A 3,834-nucleotide genomic window follows, 5' to 3' on the forward strand; every position below is an offset into this window, starting at 1 on the left:
TTTCTGCTATTCTATGTATAATTTATGTTTTTGGTACAACTATTGCTGTTGATACTCCCATAGACTTTGTTTTTGAAGGAGAAAAGGTAGAAGGACTAAAAGACAAATTTATCATCCCAAATCTTGCTACTTTTCTGTTCAATGTAGTTATTTTTCTGTTCCTAGAAATTGTCAATATTGGTTTATTAGTAGTAACTATTCGTCAAGGAGTTCAAAAAGCAATAGCATATTTATTTTCTGTAATTCCTTTGATGATGCTAATAATTCCAACACTTACAGTATTGGGTATGCGCCCAGAAAAATTTAGACAATGGTATAGTCTTTTTGTTAAATATTTAAGTTTTTTAGGAATACCAGAAAATCCACCTCAACAGGTTGTTGATTTCTTCTCAGGGTTAAGAGCCTTCAGACCTGGCATTATTGCTGATAAAGTAGCCGATAATGGTACGGCAAATTTGGAAATATTTGTGAATATAATTATCAGTTTTATTGTGTCTGCAGCATCTATATTTGTTTTGATTTTTACCCTGACTTTGGCAGTAGTTTTAGCTGAAACTATTGCTGGTAAATTGTTAAGAGATATAGCAGTAACAGGAGCAGGAATAGTTGCTGCAATTGCTGTAGGACTTCTTACTGAGAATGAGGTAGACGATTTTGCTATAAGAATTATTACTGAGAATAAGGTAGACAATTTTGAACTAATACCTATACCTATTATAGTGATAGTAACTGCCCTAGCTATAGCTCTTTCTCTAACCCTAATATTAATAACCAAACAAATCGCAAAAAAGATATTACACGAAGACGAAAATAATCTTTTCATCCTTAAATTTGCTGTTGCCATTGGAACTTTAGGAGGCACTTGTTTTAAAAATGCAAATTTAACGGATGCCGACTTTAGTCATGCCATCCTTAAAAGCACAAATTTTCGATTTGCTAATGCCACTCGCACATTCTGGCGACAAACCAAATATTTAAAATTTGCCAGAGTCGAAGCAACTATATTAGAAGATATAAAAGTCAGAGATTTATTAATAACTGGATGGGGAAAAGAGCAAGAATTTATAGGAGCAAACTTAAGAGGAGCAAACCTCATAAGTGCCGACCTAAGTAATGCCAATTTAAAATTAGCAGACTTAGGAGAAGCTTCTCTACAAGCTGCCAATTTAAACAATGCAAATTTAACCGAAGCATTAGCAATAGGAACTAATTTTACCACCGCTCAAATGTCAGGAACTTGTTTAGAAGGTTGGAATATCGACCATACTACTATCCTCGATAATATTGAATCAAAATATATCTATTTATTAGAGAAACCAAAACCAGAAACAGACGATAGAGAACGTCGCCCTAGCAGTGGATATTTTCAAGAGGGAGACTTTACAAAATTATTCCAAGAAGTCTTGAATACTGTAGATTTAATTTTCCGAAATGGAGTAGATGCCAAAGCATTTATGTCATCTTTCCAACAGGTACAAGTGGAAAACCAAGGCATCCCCATGAAAATTCAAGGTATGGAAAATAAAGGAGATGGAGTAGTAGTAATTAGAATTGATGTACCTCCAGAAACCAAGAAGGAAAAAATTCATCAAGACTTTATGGAAATATACGAGCAAAATGTGAGAGTGATAGAGGAAAAATATCAGAAAGAATTACAAGAAACTAAACGATATATAAGTCAAAATATTCAGGATAGTCAGAAACAGTATCAGCAACATCAGATAGAGTTGGCAGAAATAAAGAAACAAGATGCTCGTTTAGAAGAGCAAAACAAACATATGATATCTTTGGTTAATGAGATATTTCAAAAATCAACCTCTGCTAATTATTTGGTTGCTCTCAATTTTGAAGGGGGAAATTTTCAAACAGGTTTTCCATTTATTAGAGCTAATATTTGGTCAGACGGTCATCCTTTACCAATTTCTTTTTCCAGTAAGTTACCCCCAAATTCAGAAATTCCTCAACTCTATCAAGACTGGAGAGAAAAAGATCGACAATTACAAGAATTAAAAGAATTAAAATATCACCACGTCCCTAGAATCAAAATTAATAAAAATAATCCCACAAATTTTTCTGACAAAGAGATAGATCAACAAGAGCAAAAAATAATTAATCAGATTCGGAAATTAAAGGAAAAGTGGCGTTCGCTCCTCAACGACTGGTTAAATACTTCAGATTTTCAACCCATAGAAAAGGAACTACGAACTAAATTTAATCCCTCAGACAAACTACGACTAATTATCCAATCTGAAGATGCTTTAATGCAGCGCATTCCCTGGCACCTATGGAGCTTTTTTTCAGATTATCAATTTGGCGAAACTGCCATAGGTCTCCCAAAAGCTAACCGACTCGAAAAATTAAATATTGCTAGGGAAAAAATCCGCATCTTAGCAATTTTTGGAGATGACAAAGGATTAAATATTGCAGCAGATAAACAATATTTAGAAAGTCTCCCGCAAGAGGTAGCAGAAACTGTTTCCTTAGTCAAACCCAACCGCCAAGAATTACATCAAAAATTATGGGATGAAAAAGGTTGGGATATTATTTGTTTTTCCGGTCATAGCAAAAGTGAAGCTGATGGAAGTACCGGATGCTTTTATTTAGGAAATGAAACAACAATGACAATTGAGGAATTAGAAAATGCTCTAACAGCAGCTATTAAAAAAGGCTTACAATTAGCCATCTTTAATTCTTGCGATGGATTAGGTCTAGCTCGACAACTTGCTCAATTACATATTCCCGCAATTATTGTCATGCGAGAACCCGTTGCAGACTTAGTTGCCCAGGAATTTTTAAAGCATTTTCTTCAATTATTTTCTAGCGGTCAATCTTTATCTATTTCCGTGCGACAAGCTAGGGAAAAATTAGAATCTTTAGAAGATAAATTTCCTGGCGCAACTTGGTTGCCAGTTATTTGTCAAAATTCCGCAGAAATACCTCCAACTTGGCAAAACTTATATGGAAATTTTTAACCTAATTTTGCCGAAGCTTTAGCCGAATTAAAGTCAGCTATTGAACTATAAAATTGGTTGACTTCAGCAGAAAAAATAGAAGCTTTGCAACAAGTAAATATTTTCCTTGAAGTGGGAGAAATTCCCACAGCAAAAAACCAATATACTGTCAAATAATCCATGAGAATATTAAAAGGTATTGTTTCCCAACATCCGACAGCTAACTTAATGAATGAAGGTAAGCATTCAGCCATTAGCATTCAGCATTCAGCTTTTAAAGGTACAAGACTTACTAAAGTTAGATCATGGCTTTTTTATTCATAAGTTTTAATTCTCTTTGGAGACTAATTCCTCCTTTCGTATGATAGTGACTTAATAACTCATAGCTGATAGCTGACAGCTGACGGCTGAATGCTTACGAATGAAGCCTTAAATAAATTGTCAATTTACTTTTTAAATCTGGGGAACCATGAATAATTTATCTCTCAAACTTTTACAACATTTAAACAAGCAAAATAATAATCATGGATTTACTTTAATCGAATTATTAGTAACGATCATTATTATTGGGATTTTGTCAGCTATTGGTTTAGGTACGTTTTTAAATCTTGTAGCAAAAGCAAAAGAAGCTGAACCAAGACTTAAGATAAATGGTGCTAATAAAAATCAATGGGTTTACTACATTGATAATAATAAATTTACTGAAAATTTAGAAATATTAGAGTTATCTGATGAAACAGAAAACTATCGGTATGAACTTCTCGATAATCCATTAATTCCTCCTGAATTATCAATAATTTTAGCTACGCCAAAAGATTCTACACTGAGATATTTTATAGGAATTATATATATATCAAAGATGAAAGTAATATCTATCGCAGAA

General features: G+C 33.3%; 3 protein-coding genes. 2 read left to right on the plus strand and 1 reads right to left on the minus strand.

The window, feature by feature from the left end; genetic code table 11:
- A partial coding sequence (locus F6K22_RS34985) for a pentapeptide repeat-containing protein (protein ID WP_293109065.1) occupies window positions 1-2,972 on the plus strand: 2,972 nt, incomplete at its 5' end.
- Here the strand turns inward: F6K22_RS34985 and F6K22_RS34990 are convergent.
- Window positions 2,969-3,205, minus strand: a complete 237-nt coding sequence (locus F6K22_RS34990; RefSeq protein ID WP_293109067.1) for a hypothetical protein — start codon at window positions 3,203-3,205, stop codon at window positions 2,969-2,971. The genes F6K22_RS34985 and F6K22_RS34990 overlap by 4 nt on opposite strands.
- Before the next feature lie 215 nt (window positions 3,206-3,420).
- Between F6K22_RS34990 and F6K22_RS34995 the strand changes: the two genes are divergently transcribed.
- On the plus strand, window positions 3,421-3,834 hold a 414-nt coding region (locus tag F6K22_RS34995), incomplete at its 3' end, for a type IV pilin-like G/H family protein (RefSeq protein ID WP_293109069.1).

The sequence above is a fragment of the Okeania sp. SIO2F4 genome, from assembly GCF_010672385.1.
GTDB lineage: Bacteria > Cyanobacteriota > Cyanobacteriia > Cyanobacteriales > Microcoleaceae > Trichodesmium.